This window comes from Sphingopyxis sp. QXT-31 (assembly GCF_001984035.1).
GTDB lineage: Bacteria > Pseudomonadota > Alphaproteobacteria > Sphingomonadales > Sphingomonadaceae > Sphingopyxis.
Genome location: NZ_CP019449.1, coordinates 3,258,154 through 3,278,487, shown reverse-complemented (window position 1 = coordinate 3,278,487; position 20,334 = coordinate 3,258,154). Strand labels below are relative to the sequence as shown.

Genomic DNA, 20,334 nt, shown 5'->3' with positions numbered 1-20,334 from the left:
TTATCCGCTGTCATTTGGATGGCGGTGATGCGAAAAAGCCACGCTGGGCAGGACCGCTTTTCGGTTCGGCCGTCCGTGGGGGAGGACGGAAAGGCAGATGATGGACCAGCCGCGCATGTCCGCGCCCGGGGTCGAGGGCGAAGCAGGCTCTTCGGACAAGGTGCCGCGCACCGAGCGCGGCCGGCGGACGTTGCGCAAATTGCTCGACGCCGCGGCGGTCGAGTTCGGCGAGCGGGGCTTCCACGAGGCGTCGATCAGCGGCATCACGCGCCGCGCGGGGACCGCGCTCGGCAGCTTTTACACCTATTTCGATTCGAAGGACGCGATCTTCCGCGCGCTGGTCGCCGACATGTCGGGGCGTGTGCGCGACCATGTCGCCCCCGCGATGGAGGCCGCGACCGGGGCGATCGATGCCGAGGCGCGCGCGCTGGCGGCTTTCCTGGAATTCGCGCGCGAGCATCAGGAAATCTACCGGATCGTCGACGAGGCCGAATTCGTCGACCCCGAAAGTTTCCGCAATCACTATGCATCGACGGCGGAGCGCATCGCTGCGCGCCTGGCGGCCGGGGCCCAGGCCGGCGAATTGCGCCCGGGCATCGGCGAGGTCGAGGCCTGGGCGATCATGGGAATGAACGTGTTTCTCGGACTACGCTACGGCGTGTGGGACCCGAGCGAGGATGTTGCCGCCGTGGCGGCACGCGCCAATGCGCTGATCGCGGATGGGATCAGGAAGCGCGGCTGATCAAAAAGATCGCATGCTCCGCCCGCCAGCTGGCGGCAGCGTCGCTGGCGGGCTTGTCGCCCGACAGGTGCCAGACGCGCTCGACCTGAATACCCTTGGCTCGGACGAGGTCACGGAAGTCGCTGACCGTGACATGGTGGATGTTTGGAGTCTCGTACCAGGCGACGGGCAGCAGCCGCGTCACCGGCATTCGACCACCCCACAGCAGCGCGAGCCGGATGCGCCAATGCGCAAAATTGGGGAAGCTGACGAAGGCGCGCGGCGCGATGCGGAGCAACTCGCCGACGACCAGGTCGGGCCGCTCGGTGGTCTGCAGCGTCTGCGACAGGATCGCATAATCGAAGGCGTCGTCGGGATAGTCGGCGAGGTCGCGGTTGGCGTCGCCCTGCACCACCGACTGGCCGCGCGCGATCGCCGCGGTGACGTTCGCCGGATCGATCTCCAGCCCGCGCGCGTCGACCCCCTTGGCGCGCAGTGCTTCCATCAGTTCGCCGTCGCCGCAGCCGACGTCGAGCACGCGCGCCGATGACGGCACGGCGTCGGCTATGATCGCAAGGTCGGGGCGCAGCGCCATCAGAAGCCGCTCCCCAGCGCGCCCGCGACGAGCCGGTCGAGCGCCGGCACATCGAGCAGGAACGAGTCGTGGCCATAGGGCGCCGACAGTTCGACGAAGCTCGCCGCGGCGCCGACGCTCTGCAGCGCCTGGACGACGCGGCGCGATTCGGCGGTCGGGTAAAGCCAGTCCGTGTCGAAGCTGACCAGCGTGAAGCGCACGTCCTTGGCCTTGGCAAAGGCGCCCGCGAGGCGGCCATCGTGCGGATCGGCGAGGTCGAAATAATCCATCGCGCGGGTGATGTAGAGATAGGCGTTGGCGTCGAAGCGGTCGGTGAAGGCCAGCCCCTGATGCCGCAAATAGGATTCGATCTGGAAATCGGCGTCGAAACCGAAGCTCTTGATGTCGCGCGCCTGCAGCCGGCGGCCGAATTTCTCGGTGAGCCCGGCTTCAGAGAGATAGGTGATGTGCGCCGCCATGCGCGCGACCGCGAGTCCCTTGGTGGGCGCGCGCGCGCTGCCATAATATTGGCCGTCCTGCCAGTCGGGGTCGGCCATGATCGCCTGCCGCCCGACCTCGTGGAAGGCGATATTCTGAGCCGAATGGCGCGCGGCGCTGGCGATGACGAGCGCCGAGCCGATGCGTTCGGGATGGTTCGCCGCCCAGGCGAGCGCCTGCATGCCGCCCATCGAGCCGCCGACCACCGCATGCAGCCGGTCGATGCCGAGATGGTCGAGCAGGGCCGCCTGCGCACGCACCATGTCGCCGATCGTGATCACCGGGAAAGCCATGCCGAGCGGCGCGCCGGTCACCGGATCGGGGGTCGCGGGGCCGCTCGACCCCATGCAGCTGCCGAGCACATTGGCGCAGATGATGTGGAAACGGTCGGTGTCGATCGGTTTGCCGGGGCCGACCATCCGCGCCCACCAGCCGGGCTTGCCCGTCGCGGGATGGTCGCTCGCGACATATTGGTCGCCGGTCAGCGCGTGGCAGAGCAGCACTGCGTTCGACCGGTCGGCGTTCAAGGCGCCATAGCTTTGCCAGGCGATCGTCACCGACGGCAGCGATTGGCCGCTGTCGAGCGGCAGCGCCGCGGGAATCGTCACGCTCTGGTGCACTATCTGGTGGAGCGCGCTTGCCATGGTGGCGCGGGGCTAAGCGGCGCGGTGCGGACTGTCAACGTGGGTGATTTTGGAGGTTCACGCGGAGACGCGGAGACGCGGAGGGTTTAAGGCATCGCCGCTGTGAAAGAGTGATTTCGCGCAGAGGCGCAGAGGGCGCAGAGAAGAGGAAAGAAAAAGGCGGCGAAGCCGCCAATCTCTTTTTCTCCGCGTCTCCGCGTCTCCGCATGAACAAATCCTTTTTTATCTTCGTTCTCTGCGCCTCTGCGCGAATCTCCTTCTTGCCCCCTGATCGAACAAACTGGACTCGCGCGACACGCACGTTAAACGCCGCCGCATGACCGATACGACCCCGACCCTCACCCCGAAGCCGTGGATCAGCGGCATTGCTCCCTATGTTCCCGGCAAGTCGGCAGGGGCCGACGGGCGTCCGCTGATCAAGCTCAGCGCCAACGAAAATCCGCTCGGTACGGGCGAGAAGGCGCGCGCGGCGTTCGCTGCGGCGCAGGGCGCGGCCGACGCGCTTTCACGCTATCCCGATCCGGGGTCGAACGAACTGCGCGCGACGATCGCGGCGAAGTTCGGGCTCGACCCGGCGCGCGTGATCTGCGGCAACGGGTCGGACGAGCTGCTGCATCTGGCGGCGGGAACTTACGCGGGTGCGGGCGACGAGATTCTCTATGTGCGTTACGGCTTCGCGGTCTACGAGATCGCCGCACGCCGCGTCGGGGCGGTGCCGGTCGAGGCCGACGACAAGGATTATGCGACCGATGTCGATGCCCTGCTCGCGGCGGTGACCGACAAGACGCGCGTCGTCTATCTCGCCAATCCGAACAACCCCACGGGCACGCTCGCGACACGCGAAGAGGTCGCGCGGCTCTACGCCGGGCTGCCCAAGGATGTGCTGTTCGTGATCGATCAGGCCTATTCGGAATATCTGTCCGAGGCCGAGGACGACGGCGGGCTCGAGCTCGCCAAGACCCAACCCAACGTCTTCATAACGCGCACCTTTTCGAAGATCCACGGCCTCGCCGCCGAACGCATCGGCTGGGGTTATGCGGGCGCCGACGTGATCGCGGCGCTGCATCGCATCCGCCTGCCGTTCAACGTCACGCGCGCGGGGCAAGCTGCGGCGGTCGCGGCGCTCGGCGACGACGAGTTCGTGACGCACAGCCGCGCGCACAATGCCGAATGGCGCGCCTGGCTGGCGGGCGAGATCGAGAGCCTGGGCAATCACGGCCTGCGCGTTGTGCCGTCGGCGTGCAATTTCCTGCTGGTGCTGTTCGAGGGCGCGGTGAGCGCCGAGACGGTCTACAACCGGCTGATGGACGCCGGGTATATCGTGCGCTGGCTGCCGGGACAGGGCTTGCCCAACGCGCTGCGCATGACGATCGGCACCGCGGACGAGACGCGCGGGCTCGCGGCGGCGATCCGTACTGCGGTCGAAGGCTGATGGGATTCGAAAAGGTCGCGATCGTCGGGCTGGGGCTGATCGGCTCGTCGCTGGCGCGCGCGATCGCCGAGCGGCTGCCCGGCGTGACGGTTACGGGGCATGACGCCAGCGCGGAGGTGCGTGGCGAAGCCCGCGCGCTTGGCCTGTGCGACACGATTGTCGACGATGCGGCTGAAGCGATGGCTGATGCCGATCTCGTGATTTTGGCGGTGCCGGTCGGGCGGATGGCCGATGCCGCCGCCGCCATTGCGCCGGGGCTCAAGGCCGATGCGATCATCTCGGACGTGGGTTCGTCGAAAGCGAGCGTTGCCGAGGCGCTTGCGAAAGCGCTGCCCCACCATGCCGTCATTCCGGCACATCCAGTCGCGGGGACCGAGAATAGCGGGCCGGCGGCGGGTTTTGCGAGCCTGTTCGAGGGGCGCTGGTGCATCGTCACCCCTGATGCGCGGTCGCCGGGTGAGGCGGTCCAGGCGCTGACGGGCTTCTGGGAAGCGCTCGGCGCGCGGGTCGACGTCATGGACGCCGCGCACCATGATATGGTGCTCGCGGTGACCAGCCATTTGCCGCATCTGATCGCCTATACGATCGTCGGCACCGCGAGCGAGCTGGAGGAGGTCACCGAGAGCGAGGTGATCAAATATTCGGCGGGCGGCTTCCGCGACTTCACGCGCATCGCGGCGAGCGACCCGGTGATGTGGCGCGATGTGTTCCTCGCCAACAAGGATGCGGTGCTCGCGACCTTGCAGCGCTTCAACGAGGATCTGACCGTGCTGCAACAGGCGATCCGCCGCGGCGACGGCGCCAAGCTCGAGGACTGGTTCACCCGCACGCGCGCGATTCGGCGCTCGATCATCGAGCAGGGTCAGGATGATGCCGCGCCCGATTTCGGGCGCAAGCACTGACCTGAAACCCCTCCCCCTTGATGGGGGAGGCAGCGAGACTTGGCAGTTTACTGCCTAGTCGCAGTGGTGGGGTGCGCTCTCGGCCTGAAAAGGCGGGTGTAATGACGCGCCATCACCCCCATCCAACTTCGCCTAATCGCTTCGCGAAAAGGCTGCGTATCCTTCCCCCATCTAGGGGGAAGGTTTTTTATAGCCTTCCAGCAATGCCTCGGGCGGGTTCAGCGCGTTGATCGCGCGCCAGACGCGCTCCTCGGCTTCTTCGCGCGGCAGGCCGGCAGGGATGGTCTCGCCGATCCGGTAGGTGATCGTGCCCGGCCATTTGACCCAGCGGCGCGGCGGATAGGCGAGGCCGCTGTCCACCGCGACGGGGATCACGTCGATGCCGAGCAGGCGGTACATGCCCGCGAAACCGGGGCGCAGCGGCGGCGCTAGCCCATGCGGCACCCGCGTTCCCTCGGCAAACAGCACCAGCGGCCGCCCCGCGGCGAGCGCGGCCTTGGCCGCACCCAGCATTGCGCGCATCGCCTTGCCGCCGCCGTCGCGGTCGACGGGGATCAGGCCGTAAAACTGCGCCGCCTTGCCCCAGACGGGGATCGAAAACAGCTCTTCCTTGGCGAAGACCGCGGGATGCCGGAACAGGCCCGGCTGCTCGATCGTCTCGAACGCGCCCTCATGCTTGAAGACATAGAGCACGGGGATGTCGGGCATCGCGCCCTCGACGACGATCCGGTGCCCCAGCACGAAGCGGGCGATCAGCCGGTGGAACTGCGACCAGAGACGTACGAACCAGATCGTCGCCTTGTGCGAGATCGGCAGCGAAATCACCGCGCCGATCGAGCAGAAACTGCTCATCAAGAAGAAGAGCAGCCAGAACAGGATCGAGCGGATCAGGGCGATGATGTAGCGCATCAGAGCCCGAGCAGCCCGCCCGCCAGCCCCGCCAGATATTTGTGATATTCGCGAAACAAAGTCGCGAGGCTCGGTTCGCTGTGCACCGCGTCGGGGACGATCGTCACCTTGTCGCCGACCGCGCGCGCCAGCTCATATTCGGCGCGGCGCATGTGCCAGTCGGTGGTGATCAGCCGCACGCTCTTATAGTTGCGCCGCGCAACCCAGGTCGCGACCTCGGTCGCGTTCGAGCGCGTATCCTCGGCCTCGAAACCTAGCGCGATGCAGCAGTCGAAGAGTTCCTCGGGGCGCTTATACTCGGCGGCGAGTTCGCGCGGTTTCACCTCGCGCGCGACGCCGCTGATCAGCAGGCGCTTGGCGTCGCCCGCCTCGAGGCGCTCGAGCGCGCGGTCGATGCGGCCGGGGCCGCCGGTGAGCACGACGATCGCATCGGTCTTCTGCGCGCCCGCGGGCAGCGGCGGCAGCAGCGCGAACCAGGCGAAGCCGAGCACCCAGGCCAGGAAGAGGAGGGAGAGGATACGCTTGATCATAAAATCTTCTTGAGCGCGGAGAGCAGCGTCAGCCGCGCGGTCAGGGCTGCGAGCGCGATAGCCAATAGCGGCAGCGCCAGCAAGAGCACCCAGCCCATCGGGCCGAGCGACGCGGTGGCGGCGAGGCCGGAGGTGACCCCCGACCATTGCCATCCGATCAGCAGGATGATCGCCGCGGCGACGACGGTGCCGAGCGCGATGCCGTACGCCGTGTCGATCGCGATGCGGCGCTGGAAGAGCCGGGTGATCTGGCGGTCGGTCGCGCCGATCAGATGCAGCATCTCGATCGTTGCATAATGGGTGCCGAGCGCGGCGCGCGCGGTCATGATCACCACCGCGCCGCTCGCGAGCGTCATCAGCAGGACAAGCCCCGCGGCGACCCAGGCGAGGCTGCGAATCAGCCGCGCGACGGGGCCCAGCCATTCGGCGTGCGGGATGACGCGCGCGCCTGGCGCGGTCTGCGCGACGAGGGCGCGGAGCTGCGCGATCTGGCCGGCGCGGTCGCCGCCGACGAAATCGACGTCGACCAAAGCCGGAAGGGGAAGCGAGCGCAGCACCGGATCGTCGCCGCCCGCGCTGCCGAGCCACTGGCCGAGCGTCGCCAGCAATTCCTCCTGTCGGACCTGGCGGGCGCCGCGAACATAGGGCTGCGCCTGCGCCTGACGGCGGAGCGCGGCGGCCTGCTCGGCGCGCGTCACCGGATTGGCGGTGACGATCTGCACCGTCACGCGGCCGGCGATGGCATCGCCGATATTGTTCGCGGCGCGCGCGAGGCCGACGCCTGCGGCGGCGGCGAGCAGCGTGAGCATCATCAGGATCGCGACGACCCACGGCGTCGGTCCCGACAGGCGGCGGTCGGGCAGCAGGCGGCGGTGCTGGACGGGAACGCGCGGGATGATCATGACGCCAAGCCCCGCCTACACCTTGTTCGCCGGGGGATAGCGCAGCGCGCCGGTGGGGTCAGCGAGGCGCCCTTTTTCCAGCCGCATCATCTGTGCATTGTCGATACGGCTGATCAGGTGGATGTCGTGCGTCGCAACGACCACGGTGGTGCCGAGGCGGTTGAGCGCCTCGAACAGCCCCAGCAGCCGCATCGCCATTTCGGGATCGACGTTGCCCGTCGGTTCGTCGGCGACCAGAAGTTGCGGGCGCGCGATCACCGCGCGCGCGATCGCGACGCGCTGCTGCTCGCCGCCCGACAGCGTCGGGGGAAAGGCGTGCGCGCGCTCGTCGAGGCCGATCCAGCTCAGCATCTCGCCGACCGGACCCGACAGATCCTCCTCGCTGACCCCCGCGATGCGCAGGGGCAGCGCGATATTGTCGCGCGCGCTGAGGTGCGGGATCAGGCGGAAGTCCTGGAACACCACGCCGATGCGGCGGCGAAAGCCGGGCAGGCGGTGGCGCGGCATATGGACGAGGTCCTCGCCAAACAGGCGGACCAGCCCGCGGCTCGGTCGCTGCGCGAGATAGAGCATCTTGAGCAGCGAGGTCTTGCCCGCGCCCGAGGGGCCGGTGAGGAAATAGAAGCTGCCCGGTTGCAGGTTGAAGCTGATGTCGGCGAGCACCTCGGCATCGGGGCCGTAGCGCAGCCCGACGCGGTCGAATTCGACCATCGCGCCGCCAGCGCGGCCCGAGCCCGCCTCGGTCATGGCGTCACGCCGCGGGGGAGTCCGCGTTCCGCGCTTTTTGGGGATAGGACGACGCCCATGGCCCGCCTGTTGCATGGCTTTCCCACAAGGACAAGCGCCGAGTAGGGGCGCCCAGGCGACGCGGCGCTTGCATGCCGCGAATCGGCGTGTTTAGAGGGAATCCATGATCCTTGCCTGTCCAGCATGCCACACGCGCTACGTCGTTCCCGATACGGCGATCGGCGCCAATGGCCGCACCGTGCGCTGCGCCAATTGCCGCCATAGCTGGTTCCAGGAGCCCGCGAGCGGCGCCGCTGCGCCAGTACCGGCTCCCGCGCCGGTCGAGCAGCCCGTGGCGGCTGCGCCCGAAGTCCCGGTGTCCGCGCCGCCGGTCGAAGAACCGGCGCTCACCCCGCGCGAGCCGACCGAAGCGCCGCCCGCCGCGGCCTTTGCTACGCCACCGGCCGAAAAGAAGGTCACCGTCACCGACAGCGAGGCGCCGCTGCCCTTCCGTCGCCCGCGCCGGAACCCGGCGAAGCGCTGGACGCTGATCGCAGGCGGTGCCGCGGCGCTGATGATCGCCGCGACCGCGGGGCTCTACTGGTTCGGGCTGCCGGGCTGGGCGCAGGGGCTGGGCATTCCGGGGATGAGCGACGAGCCCGACCTCGTCATCGAGCTGCCGCCGAACCAGGATCATCGCGAACTTGCCGACGGCACCATCTATTTTGCGGCGTCGGGGGTGATCATCAACCCGACCGACCGCGAACAGCGCGTTCCGCCGATCCTCGCCGAGCTGCGCGATGCGCAGGGCACGATCGTCTACAGCTGGACGATCAAGCCGCCGGTGCGCATGCTGCCGCCGAACGAGAAGGTCAATTTCAGCGAGGCCAAGCTCGACATCCCGCGCCGTGCGACGCAGCTGACGGTCAGCTGGGCGCTGCCCAAGGGCTGATATTACAGACGTTTAGGCTGACGCCACGGCGTCACAGCAACAGCGCGGCGCCCAGCGACAGCAGGAAACTCGTCAGCGTCGCGACGATGATCGGCGCGAAGCTGCGCCAGCCCTGGTCGAGCAGCAGGTGCAGCCGCGCCTTCATCGCGGTCGCCACGATGGCGAGCAGCAGCAGCGCCTGCGCGGCCGTCGCAGCACCGTCGGTGACGGGCTTGGGGATCGCGATCAGCGAGTTGAGCGCCGCGATGGCGAGGAAGCCGAGGATGAACCACGGCAGGCGCAGCGGGATACGCTTGCCTGTGGTGTCGCCGCCGCTTCGCGCGAGCCACAGCCCGACGAGCATCAGCATCGGCGCGAGCAAGGCGACGCGCGTCAGCTTGACGATTGTCGCGACCTCGCCCGCGGGGGCGGAGAAGGAGAAGCCGCCGCCGATCGCCTGCGCAACGTCGTGGATCGACGCGCCGATCAGAAAGCCCGCCTGCGCGTCGCTGAGCCCGAGCTGCGCTGCGAGTACGGGGTAGAGCGTCATCGCGAGCGCGCTCGCGACGGTGATCCCGACCAGGGTCAGCGTGAAGCGCGCCTGGTCGACGCGCTTGTCGCCGATCAAGGAATAGAGCGCGAGCGCCGCCGAGGCGCCGCAGATCGCGGTCGCGCCGCCGGCGAGCAACGCCGCGTGGCGGTCCTGCCGGAACAATCGCGCGGTGGCGACGGTCACAGCGATCACCGCGATCATGATCAGCACGAGCAGCGCGAAGGGCAGGGGCCCGAGATCGACGAGCTGGTCGGCGGTGATCCGCGCGCCGACGAGCACGATGCCGAAGCGCAGCGCGGTCTGCGACATGAGGTCGAGCCCGGCGTGGGTGCGCCTGTCCTGCGACAGGAAGGAGAGGGCGAGTCCGATCAGCAACCCCATCAGGACGATCGGTGCGGCATAATGGTCGGCGAGCCAGGCGGCGGCGAGCGCGGCGATTCCGGTAACGAGAATGCCGGGGAGGAAGTCGCGCATATTGTGCCGCGCGGGCGGATGCGCCTCGAGCTGCATCTCGCCATAGAGGTCGGCCGCCATCGGCCAGTTATAGTCGGATGCCTTCACCTCTGCCCCCTGCGCGCCTCGCTTCGCACATCTGCGGTGCAGCGTCGATAGGCCATTGCTGGCGGCGCGCGCGCTTGCTAGAGGCCGCGCTCTACCGGCACCCGTAGCTCAGCTGGATAGAGCGCTGCCCTCCGAAGGCAGAGGTCAAGCCCCTAAATCGCGCTTCAAGTTCTTCATAAACCATTGATCTTCTTATAAAATTTGGCGTCTTTGCAGCGAACCAGTCTGGTGAAATCGCTTCACGTAAGCATGACGTAAGCATACTGCGTAGTATCATAGAGTACGAAGGGCTACGGCAGAGTGGCGCAGTCGCGAACCGAGCAGTCTGACCATCCTGCATCGAATCCGTTGACCAATGGCCGTTCGACCGGCTAGGCACCGCCGCGAAGCACCCGTAGCTCAGCTGGATAGAGTGTCGCCCTCCGAAGGCGAAGGTCACAGGTTCGAATCCTGTCGGGTGCGCCACTTTCAAGATTACGGCAGAGATTTTCGAAGCTTTTCGAGCTTTCGAGCAACGCCGATTCGGGCATCGATGCTCAACGCCTTCCCATAAGCGTCCACCGCCTCCTGGATCGCGCCTTCCTGTTCGTGCCATTCGCCCAAGAGCCGCAAAGCATGCGCTTGCAGCGTGCGCTCAGAACCTTGCGCCGCGACATGCAAGCCGGCCAAAAGTGCCTCTCGCATCCCGCGATCCATTGGCTCTTCTGACGCGAGGACCATACGAATGACATGAAGATCGCCAGCGCCGATGCGCTCGGTCTGCCAGCCCTTGCGGTCGAGCATAGCCCCGTCGAAGTCATAGCCGACACGGCCGGCGTTCGTCCGTAACAAGTAGACGTGGCGACTGGTCGTATCGAATTCATAACCGTCCGCCCAACCTGTCTCGACCTCCCAGCGGGCGATTTCATCGCCCTGTTCGAGATCGAAAAGAATGTAGCGGCAACTGTCGGTGCTGCCGGGGGCATTTGCGGTCTGACAAATAGCGATGCGTCCATCGTCCGACAGGCCGTTGCTTATCAGATTGGCGGTCAGTTCCTTTTCGACCAGCTTTGCACCGTCGGCCCCGAAGGCTACGAACCGACCCTTGAGGCCATCGCCGAACAAGCGGTCGTGGATGATGAAGCTGCCATTGTTCGCGGTCTTTCCATCCGTGGGACGCTCGAGCCGTCCCGTTGCGACAATTTCATCGCCGTGAAGCAGGGACCAGGAACCATGGCCTTCGTGGCGGTATCCACCTACCGTACCTTCAGGATTTCGGTCCGCCCAAATCAGGTGAAAATCTCCATTGGGGGATGCGGCATGATGACCGAAGAACCCGATCGACTCGATCCGGACGAGGTCGTGCCCAAACTTCTGCATGCGAAGACCCGTTGTCTTTGGGCGCGTGGGCAGTTCGCTTTGCGTTTCCATTCCAAAGAGCCGCCGCAGAAATGTCTTCATCCCATATTCTCCGTCTCTCGGCGCGTTGCTACTGCCGAGAGGTGCAGGGGTGGCCCGCTCGATGCAAGAGGGCTCAAGCTCCCAGTCCGCCTTCTTGCCGATTGACTTGTCATCAGCGCTACGCCAGATTTCTCGTAGGCCTTCAACAGGGGCCTGCCGCCTGCATTTGCGAAGCCACAATGGCACTGTTTTGATCACTGACCCATCGCATTTCGTGGCTTTGGGGGCGGTAGCAGGCGACGCCGGTCCGAAGCCCACGGAGACCTGCGATGATGTTTCAATATTCCACCCTCGCCGGGCTGAAATCGCTCGCCAAGCAAATCCAGGCGGAGCAATCGGTCCCGCGGCACGATGCGCTCGACCTCGCGGCATGTGCCGGCGGGTTCCAAGGCTATGTCGATGCGAAGCGGAAACTTCCTAGCCGATCCATGCTCCACAATGTCACGGTTCGTCAGAACTGGTGGGGCTATGAAACAAGGGAAAGCGGCACCGCGCAAATCGATCTCAAATTGCGTGTGCCACTGACCGAGTTGGTGCGGCGTCACCATCTGACGGGCTATCTGGGCGCCTGCAAAGTCGAAGACTCGGTCTTTCTCGAACGGACGGGCCAGCAGCGCCACGCCAATGAAACCCAATGGTATATCGGCCGGATTGCCCGTGCGCTGCAGTTCATGGACGCAACCGGCCTCAAACCCTCAAGCGCCCGCAGATGCTATCCGACGCACGAGTATGACAGTCGTCCGCCGGTCGCGGATCACGATCATTGCTGGTTCGATCCCGACGCGCGAGTCCATATATTGTCAACCGAACCCTATCCTGGGCGGTCCGAACGAGGCGAACCCCGACAGATCGAATGGGAACGGCGGCATGGTTGGAGCACCATGTACGTCGACTGGGGCAGCATTTATGGAAACGGCACGGAGTTCATCCTTTGTTGCCCCGCAGCCTACGCCGAAGTGCTTTCGGCCAAGGTGAAGATTCTCGAATGCTCGCCGCCGGCCGTCGAGGATGAAGCGGTCGTAATCGAGACATTTGATCCCGCCGCGCGCAAGGTCGTCATCTTCGACTAGGCTTACCGGAAAGGAGCGGGGCTGTAGGCGCGCTCTTTCCCGCCGGCCTGGCGGCCGGCTCCTGAGGGCGCGGCACCTGATGTATCGGGCCCCGCCGCACTCTGAACCGGCGGCATTTCGAAATTGCGGGCGTTGAAAGCCGACATGCCCCGGCTTTCCGCCCGCACTCAATTGGGCGACATGGCCGCCTTGTTGCAGGGTGCGATTCATTGAACCGGCCGCTCGCTGGGCGCTCGCGGTTCGTCGGCCACGGTTCGGCGTCGATGTTGCGCTCAGAAAAATACATCCAAATCTGGGGCCAGTTTCCGTTGCGACAACTCCGGTTTCGCCCAGAATATCTTCGCGCCTTCTCAATGAGGCGCGTGACCGGGTTCCGTCACGCATGTCCAGGCGAAAGCTAAAGGTGACGGTATGCGCTCCCGACGCGCGTTTCCTTTGCGCGGTCACTCCTTTTCGGATCGAGAACCGTGTCGATTATAAACGGATTATAAAATGGAAGCTGATTTCATCGAGCCATAACTTCCCATTTGCGACTCTTTCGGTCGCGATTTTGGGAAGGAAGAAAGCGATGAAAAACTTGCAGAACAGTGACGAACTGATCGATCTCGGCGCGATCAGCGTCGAAACCCGCGGCATCGAACCCGTGGGTCCGCGGGACGAGGACACGAACCAGCACTATCTGTTCGTCGGCGGCATCACGACCGACGACTGACAGCAAGCGGCGTGCCGCTTCCAGGCGGCACGCCGTATGCGCGTCTATCGATCTGGCAGTTCAAATGGCTCTCGCGCTTCGTTCCGGCCTCCATTATCGTCGATTTGACGCGGAGTATGTCTTCTTCGACCTCGCCGCGGATCGCTATTTCCTGCTCTCGGGCGTCGCCGCCAACCGCTTTGGCCGCTTTGTGTCGGGAAGGGCGAGCGCAGCCGATCATGAGCACCTCCTCGCCAGCGATATTCTTGCCGAAGGTTCCGGGAGGGCGATGCGAGATGGCTGCAATCCTGCAACTGTAACGGCGAGCCTGATCGACGCACCGCTCGCCGATGCGCCGCTCGGCACGGCGGTTGCAAGCGTCTGGGCACAGGCGCGGGCCCGCAGAGATCTGAGGCTCCGCAGCCTTGCGGACATCGTAGGCGCATTTGGCGACAAACGATTCAACCTCTCTTCGAGGGATGATAAGGTCTGCGGTGAGATCGCGGCGGCCTTTCTGCGAGTTCGCCGCTACGCACCGGCAATCGACCAGTGCCTCGCCCGCGGCATCGCCATGAAGCGAATGCTGATGCGGCGCGGCTGTGCGGTTTCACTCGTGTTTGGTGTGACCATGCCGTTCGCAGCGCATTGCTGGGTGCAGGCTGGCGAAACAGTGCTTACCGACCCGCTCGATATCGTTCTTCACTATCAGCCGATATTCGCCGTCTAATGGCCGGCGGCTTCCAAATTGAAATAGAGCGCCAGGTTGGAAGCGAGTTTTCCGCTCGAAGCGGCGCGATGCGACCTCCAACCTTTGCATATGCTGGCGTCCGCCTTTGGTCCGACGAGCCAATGATCCAGATCGATCCGCAAACCATCATCATCGGCCATCTTTTTTCGCGAGGCCCGCCAAGCAGGCGGATTGTCAGCCTGAGTCCCGGCGAAGGCCAGCGGCTAGCGGCCGACAAGGCCCGGTTACTGCTTGATGGCTACTGGGGCGGTTATTTGATGGTTCGCATCGATGAGGCGGGCGCTGTGAGGATCCTGCGAGATCCGTCCGGAGCACTCCCCTGCTATTTTCTGTGCGAGGCGGATCGTATCACTCTTGCGGGTGACATCGCGGACCTTGCGTCGCCCGCGCCTGGTCAGGTCGATTTCGAGGAGATCGCACGCGTCATTGCCAGCGGCGATGCGCGGGGGCGACGAACTTGCCTCAGGGGCATCGACGAACTCATTGCCGGGGAATGCATCGTCATTGATCGGAGCCATGTGTCGATCGAACCCTGGTGGACGCCATGGGATCATGTTGATCCGCCGCTCGAGATGGAGGTTGCCGACGCGGCGGTCCGGCTTCGCGAGACCATAACGGACTGCGTTGGAACTTGGGCAAGCTGCTTTTCGTCAATCCTGCTCGGAGCATCGGGTGGCCTCGACTCCTCGATCGTCGCTGCGGCCGCCGCGCCGAGGGCGGACCGCCTTACTTGCCTGACACTATTCGGACCTGATTTCGACGGCGACGAACGTCGCTACGCCGCCGCGCTCGCTGACTCATTGGGGCTCGATCTTCGCGAAGCGTCGCGGAAGATCGGGGACATTGATATCACCCGCGCCGCCGGCCCGCATCATCCTTGGCCGGTCGTCCCGCTGGGCGCGCAAACGAACGAGGCGATTCATCGTCGGCTGCAAAAGGAGCTTTCGATTGACGCGTATTTTACCGGAAATGGGGGCGACGGCATCCTGTGCAGTATCCGCAGCGCGGTGCCTTTTCTCGATCGGTTTCTTGCGGAGGGGCCGAGATTGGCGCTGTCGGATACGCTTCGCGATATCTGCGTCCTGACTGGCGCCGACAAGATGACCGTTCTGCGCCATGCGTGGAGCCGGTATCGCCGCGCTGGCGGCCGACACGTCGTGCAATATAATGCCTCCGGCCTCTGCGCCGAATTCGTAGCGCGTATCGAGGCAAGCGGGGCCACACATCCCTGGCTCGCGGCGCCGGACGATGTCTTGCCGGGAAAAACGGTTCATGCTGCTTATCTGATGCGCACGCAGCAAGGCGTGGAACTCTACCCCCGCGCTGTTTCGCCCCCGCATATCGCGCCGCTGCTATCGCAGCCGATCGTTGAGCTTTGCCTGTCCATTCCGACCTGGATGTGGATATCCGGCGGTCTCAACCGAGCGGTCGCGCGCAAAGCGTTTGAGGGACGGCTTCCCGCCATTATAACGCGGCGGACCCACAAGGGTGGTCCCGGGGGCTTCGACCTTGCAATTTATCGCCGGAACCGGGCTGCACTTCTCGAGCATCTTCGCGGCGGTCTCTTGGTAGACGCCGGCATCGTCGATACGACGCTGCTCGACGAACCCGAGGACCGCAGTTGGCGCGGCACCGAACGCATTCAACATATTCTGGCGCTCGGCGCCGCCGAGAGCTGGGCGCGTTGGTGGAGCGCACCTAGAATTTAGGCGGTGGGCCGCAGGTGTGTGGTGCTTCCTTCGCCATTCGGTCCCATTCCGCCAGCCGCTCCGGGAAGGGAGCGTCGCCGTCGCGGATGCCAAGCAGCCAATAATCGAACCAGGCCATATTCTCGCGCATCGCAAGGAGACGGTTCGACGGAATATGAAACAGATGGGTTTCATCCGATGCCGAGCTCGATCCGGGATAGTAGCTGAGCTGCGTCGGCACACGCTCGCTGCGCAACGCTTCGAATAGTTGGGCCTGCGACGGGGATGCCGAGGCTACTTGCTGCAACACGGGCGTACAGACTTTGGCGGCGTTCAATGATGGCGCAAAGCGGCGATATTGAACGATATGGTCGCTGAGCGGCGAGCCGCCATAAACTGGGTTATAGCTATCCCCCGACGATGCGTAGCCCGCGGGCTCCAGGAAGCCGCCGTCGCCGCTCGACGCCGCCCGAAACATCGTCGACTGGGTGACGGCGACATTGACCACCTGCGATCCGCGGCTGTAGCCGGCGAGGCCGACCCGGTTCGGATCGACAAGTCCTGCGGCGGCAAGCTCGTTCACCGCATCCTCGAAACTGTGAACGCCGTTGATCCAGATGAGGCGCTGCAATGTTTCGGGCCCGGGCGGCCCGCTCCCGCGAATCCAAGCCTTATAGGCCGCCAGCAACGCATCGGCCTGCTGCGGCCAGGGGTCGTTGATGAGCAGGACGACATAGCCGCGCTCCGCGAACAGCTGAACCGGATAATTCCACTGGTTTCCTTGGTCGAAGAAGCGGTCATCGGCGTCGCTGCCATGCGTCACGATGATCGCGGGGTAGCTTTGTCCCTTACGATAGGCGCGCGGAAAAATGACATAGCCTGTCGCCTTGTAACCATGCCGGTTGACCCAGGTGCGCGGCTGCACGGAAAGCGGAGCGATCTCCTCGTGCCGCGGCGATATCGCTGCGATGGGTGCGATCTTTCCATTGGCGAGATGAACCCGAACGAGCGCAGGCGGCCGCGTCATGCTTTCCTGGACGCAAAGCGCCAGAGTCAAATCATCGTCGAACCCACATCGCGTCAGGCTCCCTTGACCCGCGATCTCCCGAACACCGTGCTTGTCGAGCATAGCAAGGCCGTACCGCGGATTTCCGAAGCTTCGCGTCCCAAGGACGACATGTCGCCCATCCCGGCTGACCTTGATGCCCGCTGACCGAAGGTCGCCAATCGTGAAGCCAACTCGGCCGTAGCTATGGCGTGGTCCGCCGGGGAGCGTTTCGATCAATTCGGGCCGGTCCCCGTTTCCCGATGTGGCAAGTTCGCCGCCACGCGGGCCTTTGAGAAGCCAGAGGGTTTGGAGATCCTGCTCGTTCGCGAGGATGCGCATCTTTCCGGTTTGACGATCCCAGGCGCGAACTTCGAATTCGCCCCCGCCGGTGCCACCAGGCTTCTCGACCCGAAACTGAATCTCGTCGCCGTGCCAGAGGATATTGGCGCCGGCGTACATTGCCATGCGGTCGCTCGAGGGCCGCGTCATGACCTTGATGCTGTGCCCGTCAGGCCCGCGCAAATAGAATTCGACTTCGGCCTCGGTCGTCGATCGCCGCCGATTGCTCATCGCGCTGACTTCTTCATCGAACCGGACGCGCGGCGATGTCGGTCTCGCCTTGAGGAGTGAATACCAGAGCCATTGCCCATCAGGCGACCAGGCATAGGCCAATACGCCCACATGATGTGGAACGGTCCCACCGCCCACGGGCAGGGACAGGTCAGCGCGACCGACTGCTACGGTCGCCGGATTGACGATCAGGGGTGCGATCGATCCCGCGTTATCGATCCGGTACAGTTGCAGCCCTTCGCCGATGTCGAGAAGACCGCTCCAATCGTCCGTTCCCGGAATGCGTTGGAATAATTTCGCGATGTTTGCGTGTCGCAGGTCGCGCTGCGCTCCGCCGGCAGTATCGACAAGCCGGATCACGGCCTGCGGTCGTCCAGCCTTCTCATCGGCAATTTCCGCAGCATAAATCGCGAGGCGCCCGTCGCGCGAAAGCGCGATCTCGTTCACTTCCGGAACTAGGAGAATATCCTCGAGTGTCCATGGACGCCCGATGCTCTCCCCTGCCGCTACAGCAGGGGAGAGCGTTGCGGCGGCAAGGGTCGCCGCAACGGACAAACCGGTTTTGAAGGCATGCATCATGCCGCCCTCCTCACCAGTCACGGCTGATCGTCAGCCCGAAAAAGCGGCCGATCGCCGAATAGTTGGTGGAATCAAAGGGCGTGTCGCTGGGCGATGCTACCGCCGTCCTGTCAGGCTTTGCGTTGAAGATATTGAGCGCGTTTACGGATAGCTCGGCGAGGTCGCCGATCTTGATGCGGGCCGCGAGATCGACGGTGGCCACAGGCGAAACCTTTGCCGGCACCGCGCGCCGGCGGTCTGTTACCCCGCCGGTAAAATTCACGAAGGACGCGATCGTGAAGCGTTCGTCGCCGAAGGTCGCGCCTCCGCGTGCGCGAAAGTGCGGCGAATTGAAGATCGTGCCCGCGAGGTCGGTGACCGGAAGGCCGGGCAGCAATTGCTGCCGGCTGTCGAGCCAGGTCGCATTGACCGTGACGGTCAGCGCCCGCCCGCCGCCCACAGGCGCGCGGTAGCGAAGCGAGAGGTCGGCCCCCTCATAGCGTTGCGATGCGATATTGCGGTCGCGGCCATCGATGAGCGCGATGACGTTGGCGGGATTATAGGGCCCGCCGGTTGCGTTCCCGAGCGGGTCCGATGCACCGACGATCGCCGCGTCGAGCTGGGCTGCGGAAGGATTGAAGGTCACCAGGCTCGTGAAGAGGGGATTGGTCAATATCCCCAGCGGTGAACCGAAGGGCGGGGCGACACGGTCGCGATAATCGATCCGGAACAGGCTCGTCACGATCTGCAGCCGCGGCGAAGGCTGGAAGGTCGCGCTCAGCGTCATATTCTCCGAGCGCTCGGGGCCGACGTCGGGGTTCGGCCCGCCGATATAGAGACAGGTCGAGCCGGGCGGGAAAAGCGTGCCATATCCCGTCACTGGCAGCAGCACGGGCGTATAGCCGCTATATTGCTGATTGAGCGTCGGCATCTTGAAGGAGCGCCCCCATGAAACGCCGAGGCTGAGCTCCGGCGCCGGCGCATAAACAAAACCGAGCTTTGGCGTGACGATGCTGCCCGAGTCGGAGTAATCCTCCCAGCGGAGTGCGGCGGTAATCGACGCGCGATGCGCGAAAGCGAGGTCCTGCGCAGGGCCGGCGAGCGGCACGAAAAGTTCGCCGTAAGCGAAGCGGTTTTCGCGCGTTGGTGCGAAGTTGCGCCCCGCGACCAGTGCCACGATGCGGTTGCTTCGCCAGCCGCCGCCTGCCGCGAGCCTCACGTCACCCCCGGGAAGGGTGAACAGCGGACCCTCGATGCCCGCTTCGACACTGACGCTCCGATTGTCGAAGATCCGGATCGATCGAGCTTCGACGTCGTTGGTGAAGTTCTGGGTGACGCCATAGGTCTTGTCGGTGCCGTAAAAGCCGGTGAGCCGAGCAGTCCACGCACCGCCGATTTCGGCTTCCAGCGTCGGCGCCACGCCGAATGTCTCGAATTCATTGTCGACAACGAGACCCCGGGTCGTAATCGGCCGGTCGGCGAGCAGCCCGCGCACCGATTGCATGTCGCCGCGTTTGTAGATGACATCGGCTTTCAGCCGAAGGCTGGGCGTCAATTCCTGGTGCCCGCTCAATAGCAGGCTGTGCCGCTTCAGACTGGGATAAAGGGTCGAGGCGGGGTTGCTGGTCGCGGTGTAGCTGCGGTCGCGCGCGAGAATCGCGCTGTTGTCGAAATAGTCGTAAGTCGCCATGAATCCGCCGCCCGACCATTTGGCGCCGCCGAGCAGATTATATTGCTGCTGGAAATTGCCCCCATCGGTGGAGCCGCCAAGCCGGGCGCTCGTGGTGACGCCCTCATAGTCCTTGCGGAGGAGGATGTTGACGACTCCCGCGACGGCGTCGGCGCCATAGATTGCCGAAGCACCGTCGGCGACGATCTCGATCCGCTCGACCGCCGCAGTAGGTATCGCGCTGATATCGATCACGCTTTGCGTACCGCTGTAAGCAAACCGGTTGCCATTGAGCAGCGTCAATGTGGCGCTGGGCCCGATGCCCCTCAGGTTGAAGGTCGATGCCCCGTTGACGTTGACGTTCTGGTTCTGTGTGCCTTGCCCCGAACCGATACCGGGGTTCTGGCCGCCGCCGAAATTCTGCGGCAGGCTGCGCGCAACCTCGCCGAGATCGGCTTGACCGCCATTGCGGATATCTTCGCTCGTGACGCGGATCACCGGGGCTGCGGACGGGGCGCCGGAGATCCGGCTGCCGGTCACGACGATGTCTTCTTGCGCCGGACTGCTCTCGGACTGCGCTCGCCCCAAAATGATGACCGAACCACGCTCGAAGCGCGGGGTCAGCCCAGTTCCGCGCAGCAGGGTCTCGATTGCTTCGCGCGGGGTGATGTCGCCCTTGAGCGGTCGGGTCGTCCGGCCCGCGAGATCGGCACTTGATGCGTAAAGTTCGATCCCAGCTTGCTCGGCCACTTTTCGCAACGCATCGCCGAGATCCTGCGCTGGCAGATCGAAGCTCTGGCGATCCTGCAGCTGAGCCGCCGCGGCAACGGGATGCAGACAGGCTACACCCACCATCAGCGACAGGCAAAAACGAGATTTTCCGGACATCATTATACTCCCCCTGGGTTGTGACCGGATGCTTGGGCACACGGCCATTGGGGGAGCGATGACGCCGGGTCGGCGACCGCC

At 64.9% G+C, this 20,334-nt stretch carries 18 protein-coding genes and 1 tRNA gene; 9 read left to right on the top strand and 10 right to left on the bottom strand.

Features of this window, described 5'->3' with window-relative positions:
* Window positions 1-100: 100 nt before the first annotated feature.
* Window positions 101-742, top strand: a complete 642-nt coding sequence (locus tag BWQ93_RS15760) for a TetR/AcrR family transcriptional regulator (RefSeq protein ID WP_156878367.1) — start codon at window positions 101-103, stop codon at window positions 740-742.
* Here the strand turns inward: BWQ93_RS15760 and metW are convergent.
* Window positions 726-1,316 (bottom strand): methionine biosynthesis protein MetW, encoded by a 591-nt coding sequence (gene metW, locus BWQ93_RS15755; RefSeq protein WP_077031335.1) that lies wholly within the window; start codon window positions 1,314-1,316, stop codon window positions 726-728. The genes BWQ93_RS15760 and metW overlap by 17 nt on opposite strands.
* Entirely contained in the window at window positions 1,316-2,437 is a 1,122-nt protein-coding gene (metX, locus tag BWQ93_RS15750) for a homoserine O-acetyltransferase MetX (RefSeq protein ID WP_077031334.1), read from the bottom strand. Before metX ends, metW begins: the two co-directional genes overlap by 1 nt.
* Window positions 2,438-2,753: 316 nt before the next feature.
* On the opposite strand from metX, the gene hisC reads away from it, so the two are divergent.
* Complete coding sequence (gene hisC, locus BWQ93_RS15745; RefSeq protein ID WP_077031333.1) at window positions 2,754-3,869, top strand: histidinol-phosphate transaminase; 1,116 nt, start codon at window positions 2,754-2,756, stop codon at window positions 3,867-3,869.
* Complete coding sequence (locus BWQ93_RS15740) at window positions 3,866-4,771, top strand: prephenate/arogenate dehydrogenase family protein (protein WP_077032461.1); 906 nt, start codon at window positions 3,866-3,868, stop codon at window positions 4,769-4,771. Before hisC ends, BWQ93_RS15740 begins: the two co-directional genes overlap by 4 nt.
* Before the next feature lie 171 nt (window positions 4,772-4,942).
* Here the strand turns inward: BWQ93_RS15740 and BWQ93_RS15735 are convergent, their stop codons facing one another.
* Genes BWQ93_RS15735 through ftsE form a run of 4 tightly spaced genes read right to left on the bottom strand, consistent with a single transcriptional unit; the run spans window position 4,943 to window position 7,859 of the window.
* A complete protein-coding gene (locus tag BWQ93_RS15735; RefSeq protein ID WP_077031332.1) occupies window positions 4,943-5,680 on the bottom strand; it encodes a lysophospholipid acyltransferase family protein in 738 nt (245 codons plus the stop codon).
* Window positions 5,680-6,210: a YdcF family protein gene (locus tag BWQ93_RS15730; RefSeq protein ID WP_077031331.1), complete on the bottom strand. Its 531-nt coding sequence runs from the start codon at window positions 6,208-6,210 to the stop codon at window positions 5,680-5,682. Before BWQ93_RS15730 ends, BWQ93_RS15735 begins: the two co-directional genes overlap by 1 nt.
* On the bottom strand, window positions 6,207-7,112 hold the full coding sequence (locus tag BWQ93_RS15725) for a cell division protein FtsX (RefSeq protein ID WP_077031330.1): 906 nt from the start codon (window positions 7,110-7,112) through the stop codon (window positions 6,207-6,209). Before BWQ93_RS15725 ends, BWQ93_RS15730 begins: the two co-directional genes overlap by 4 nt.
* Window positions 7,113-7,127: 15 nt before the next feature.
* A complete protein-coding gene (gene ftsE, locus BWQ93_RS15720) occupies window positions 7,128-7,859 on the bottom strand; it encodes a cell division ATP-binding protein FtsE (protein ID WP_077031329.1) in 732 nt (243 codons plus the stop codon).
* Window positions 7,860-8,022: 163 nt separating this feature from the next.
* Between ftsE and BWQ93_RS15715 the strand changes: the two genes are divergently transcribed.
* A complete protein-coding gene (locus tag BWQ93_RS15715) occupies window positions 8,023-8,790 on the top strand; it encodes a zinc-ribbon domain-containing protein (RefSeq protein ID WP_077031328.1) in 768 nt (255 codons plus the stop codon).
* A gap of 31 nt (window positions 8,791-8,821) precedes the next feature.
* Here BWQ93_RS15715 and BWQ93_RS15710 read toward each other — a convergent pair whose 3' ends face one another.
* Complete coding sequence (locus tag BWQ93_RS15710) at window positions 8,822-9,856, bottom strand: YeiH family protein (RefSeq protein ID WP_077031327.1); 1,035 nt, start codon at window positions 9,854-9,856, stop codon at window positions 8,822-8,824.
* 415 nt (window positions 9,857-10,271) lie between these two features.
* Here BWQ93_RS15710 and BWQ93_RS15700 point away from each other — a divergent pair.
* Window positions 10,272-10,348 (top strand) — tRNA-Arg (locus BWQ93_RS15700).
* Window positions 10,349-10,357: 9 nt separating this feature from the next.
* On the opposite strand, the gene BWQ93_RS15695 is transcribed toward BWQ93_RS15700, so the two are convergent.
* Complete coding sequence (locus BWQ93_RS15695; protein WP_077031326.1) at window positions 10,358-11,323, bottom strand: hypothetical protein; 966 nt, start codon at window positions 11,321-11,323, stop codon at window positions 10,358-10,360.
* 269 nt (window positions 11,324-11,592) lie between these two features.
* Here BWQ93_RS15695 and BWQ93_RS15690 point away from each other — a divergent pair, with 269 nt between their 5' ends.
* From BWQ93_RS15690 to BWQ93_RS15680, 4 genes are all read left to right on the top strand, one after another.
* Window positions 11,593-12,393 (top strand): hypothetical protein, encoded by an 801-nt coding sequence (locus BWQ93_RS15690; protein ID WP_156878261.1) that lies wholly within the window; start codon window positions 11,593-11,595, stop codon window positions 12,391-12,393.
* Between the two features lie 568 nt (window positions 12,394-12,961).
* Window positions 12,962-13,105, top strand: coding sequence for a benenodin family lasso peptide (locus tag BWQ93_RS21165; RefSeq protein ID WP_198040405.1), 144 nt, complete (start codon window positions 12,962-12,964; stop codon window positions 13,103-13,105).
* A gap of 64 nt (window positions 13,106-13,169) precedes the next feature.
* Complete coding sequence (locus BWQ93_RS15685; protein WP_067179626.1) at window positions 13,170-13,811, top strand: lasso peptide biosynthesis B2 protein; 642 nt, start codon at window positions 13,170-13,172, stop codon at window positions 13,809-13,811.
* Window positions 13,811-15,541 carry an asparagine synthase-related protein gene (locus BWQ93_RS15680; protein ID WP_077031324.1) on the top strand — a complete coding sequence of 577 codons (1,731 nt, stop codon included), beginning with the start codon at window positions 13,811-13,813 and terminating at the stop codon, window positions 15,539-15,541. The genes BWQ93_RS15685 and BWQ93_RS15680 overlap by 1 nt, the downstream gene beginning before the upstream one ends.
* Here the strand turns inward: BWQ93_RS15680 and BWQ93_RS15675 are convergent.
* Window positions 15,531-17,717 (bottom strand): prolyl oligopeptidase family serine peptidase, encoded by a 2,187-nt coding sequence (locus BWQ93_RS15675; protein WP_083720954.1) that lies wholly within the window; start codon window positions 17,715-17,717, stop codon window positions 15,531-15,533. The two genes, BWQ93_RS15680 and BWQ93_RS15675, sit on opposite strands and share 11 nt — an antisense overlap.
* A 10-nt stretch (window positions 17,718-17,727) precedes the next feature.
* Entirely contained in the window at window positions 17,728-20,256 is a 2,529-nt protein-coding gene (locus BWQ93_RS15670; RefSeq protein ID WP_232314628.1) for a TonB-dependent receptor, read from the bottom strand.
* Between the last annotated feature and the right edge of the window lie 78 nt (window positions 20,257-20,334).

Excerpts from the sequence above, each read along its gene's own strand:
- BWQ93_RS15715 (WP_077031328.1), top strand. The coding sequence starts at position 8,023 with ATGATCCTTGCCTGTCCAGCATGCCACACGCGCTACGTCGTTCCCGAT.
- BWQ93_RS15725 (WP_077031330.1), bottom strand. The coding sequence starts at position 7,112 with ATGATCATCCCGCGCGTTCCCGTCCAGCACCGCCGCCTGCTGCCCGAC.
- BWQ93_RS15710 (WP_077031327.1), bottom strand. The coding sequence starts at position 9,856 with ATGGCGGCCGACCTCTATGGCGAGATGCAGCTCGAGGCGCATCCGCCC.
- BWQ93_RS21165 (WP_198040405.1), top strand. The coding sequence starts at position 12,962 with ATGAAAAACTTGCAGAACAGTGACGAACTGATCGATCTCGGCGCGATC.
- BWQ93_RS15730 (WP_077031331.1), bottom strand. The coding sequence starts at position 6,210 with ATGATCAAGCGTATCCTCTCCCTCCTCTTCCTGGCCTGGGTGCTCGGC.
- BWQ93_RS15695 (WP_077031326.1), bottom strand. The coding sequence starts at position 11,323 with ATGAAGACATTTCTGCGGCGGCTCTTTGGAATGGAAACGCAAAGCGAA.
- metX (WP_077031334.1), bottom strand. The coding sequence starts at position 2,437 with ATGGCAAGCGCGCTCCACCAGATAGTGCACCAGAGCGTGACGATTCCC.
- BWQ93_RS15685 (WP_067179626.1), top strand. The coding sequence starts at position 13,170 with ATGGCTCTCGCGCTTCGTTCCGGCCTCCATTATCGTCGATTTGACGCG.
- hisC (WP_077031333.1), top strand. The coding sequence starts at position 2,754 with ATGACCGATACGACCCCGACCCTCACCCCGAAGCCGTGGATCAGCGGC.
- BWQ93_RS15760 (WP_156878367.1), top strand. The coding sequence starts at position 101 with ATGGACCAGCCGCGCATGTCCGCGCCCGGGGTCGAGGGCGAAGCAGGC.
- BWQ93_RS15670 (WP_232314628.1), bottom strand. The coding sequence starts at position 20,256 with ATGATGTCCGGAAAATCTCGTTTTTGCCTGTCGCTGATGGTGGGTGTA.
- BWQ93_RS15735 (WP_077031332.1), bottom strand. The coding sequence starts at position 5,680 with ATGCGCTACATCATCGCCCTGATCCGCTCGATCCTGTTCTGGCTGCTC.
- BWQ93_RS15690 (WP_156878261.1), top strand. The coding sequence starts at position 11,593 with ATGATGTTTCAATATTCCACCCTCGCCGGGCTGAAATCGCTCGCCAAG.
- metW (WP_077031335.1), bottom strand. The coding sequence starts at position 1,316 with ATGGCGCTGCGCCCCGACCTTGCGATCATAGCCGACGCCGTGCCGTCA.
- ftsE (WP_077031329.1), bottom strand. The coding sequence starts at position 7,859 with ATGACCGAGGCGGGCTCGGGCCGCGCTGGCGGCGCGATGGTCGAATTC.
- BWQ93_RS15680 (WP_077031324.1), top strand. The coding sequence starts at position 13,811 with ATGGCCGGCGGCTTCCAAATTGAAATAGAGCGCCAGGTTGGAAGCGAG.
- BWQ93_RS15675 (WP_083720954.1), bottom strand. The coding sequence starts at position 17,717 with ATGATGCATGCCTTCAAAACCGGTTTGTCCGTTGCGGCGACCCTTGCC.